The 1,525-nt window shown below is 68.5% G+C and carries 1 protein-coding gene and 1 pseudogene; one reads left to right on the top strand and one right to left on the bottom strand.

The window, feature by feature from the left end; genetic code table 11:
- Window positions 1-296, bottom strand: a pseudogene (locus tag AC5LUJ_RS01340) (hypothetical protein); the annotation flags it as partial.
- A gap of 348 nt (window positions 297-644) precedes the next feature.
- Between AC5LUJ_RS01340 and AC5LUJ_RS01335 the strand changes: the two are divergent.
- The coding region (locus AC5LUJ_RS01335; RefSeq protein ID WP_493464342.1) for an acyltransferase family protein at window positions 645-1,525 on the top strand (881 nt) is incomplete at its 3' end.

Below are 1,525 nucleotides of genomic sequence, written 5' to 3'. Positions count from 1 at the left end.
CCGCAGCCGAGTTCCAGCACGGTCATGCCCGCGGTGAGGGAGGGCAGCAGCAGCTCCCGCACGAGCCCCTCCCAGGAAGCGCCGGCCTGGCCCGCCGGCCCACTCGCGCCGGCGTAGCGGGCATCGAGCGACAGCAGCCGTGACGCCACCTGCCGGCGCCACCGCGGCGGTGTGGCGTCGAGCAGCGCCGGGGCCCAGCGGGCATCCAGGACCCGGCGCCCCCGGACTTTCCCGGAAATCGAACGGAACGGCCGGTGGGGCCGGCGGAGCGCATCCATTTTTCCCTTTCCTGTCATTCGTCAACCTGATACACCGGAATACCTGTGAAAACGAGTCACTGCGCGAAGCTTTGGAAGATCGCCACGAAGACAGCCGAAAGATGCCATCCGGCCCGGCTGGAAGCGTTCGCGTCCATGTTTCCGATTTTAGTGTCACACGGGCCCGGACGGATTCCCCGCCGGCATCGACGGGCGTGTCGGAAACCTTGAGATCAATCGATTATCGCTACGATAACTCCCAGTCGGTCCCCCGACAGCACTTCCCGGGCCGGTCCCCGGCGGCACTTTCCGGGACGGTCCCCGACGGCATTTCCCAGCCGGTTCCCCGACGGCACCGGCCACGACCGCGGCAATCGGAGACAATCGGTGTCACACCGGACAGCGACAACAGCGACCATCGCCACCGCATTCAGCCGGGACAACAGCCTCAATTTCCTCCGGCTGGTGTTCGCCCTCACCGTCGTCGTCGTGCACGCCTGGGCGCTCGGCGGGTTCGGTCTGGTCCGGATCGGCGACTACGACCCGGCCAGCGTCGCGGTGGACGGGTTCTTCGTCGTCAGCGGCTTCCTGATCACCCGGAGCCGGCTCGGGGTGGGTGGCACGGCCCGTTTCCTGTGGCACCGCACCCTGCGTATCATGCCCGGTTTCTGGGCGAGCCTGCTGGTCGTGGCGTTTCTCTGCGCGCCGCTGGCCTGGCGGCACGAGCGGGGCTCGTTCGACGGCTATCCGGTCACCGGGCCGCACGGGGCGGTCCAGTACGTGCTCGCCAACTCCCTGCTGAGGGTGCGCTTCTACGACGTCGCCGGCACGCCGTCCGCGGTGCCTTTCCCACCGCCGGGCTCGGGCATCCCGATCGGCTGGAACCATTCCATGTGGACGCTCTACTGGGACGCCCTGTGCTATCTCGGCATCGCCGTCCTGGCGATTTTCGGTGTCATCCAGCGGCGGCGGGCGCTCGTCGCGGTGGTCACCGCCTGCCTGTGGGCCGTGGTGGTGCTGCGCGAACTGGCGCCCGGCTACACTCCGGGGCCGCTCGGCGGTGTCTTCGCCGGCGGTGTCGGCCGGTTCGTCCTGATGTTCCTCGCCGGCTGTGTGCTGTACCTGTACGCCGACCGGATTCCGCTTTCCGGGAAGCTCGCCGCCGGCTGCGCGGCCGTGCTGGCCGTCTCGATGTTCCTGGACGATCCGCACATACTGCTGAATCTCCCGCTGGCCTACCTGTGTATCTGGCTCGGCATCCGGCTGCC

This window comes from Protofrankia sp. CiP1_Cm_nod3, assembly GCF_982290655.1.
The sequence above is the reverse complement of the archived record's forward strand: the minus strand, read 5'-3'. Positions and strand labels throughout refer to the sequence as shown.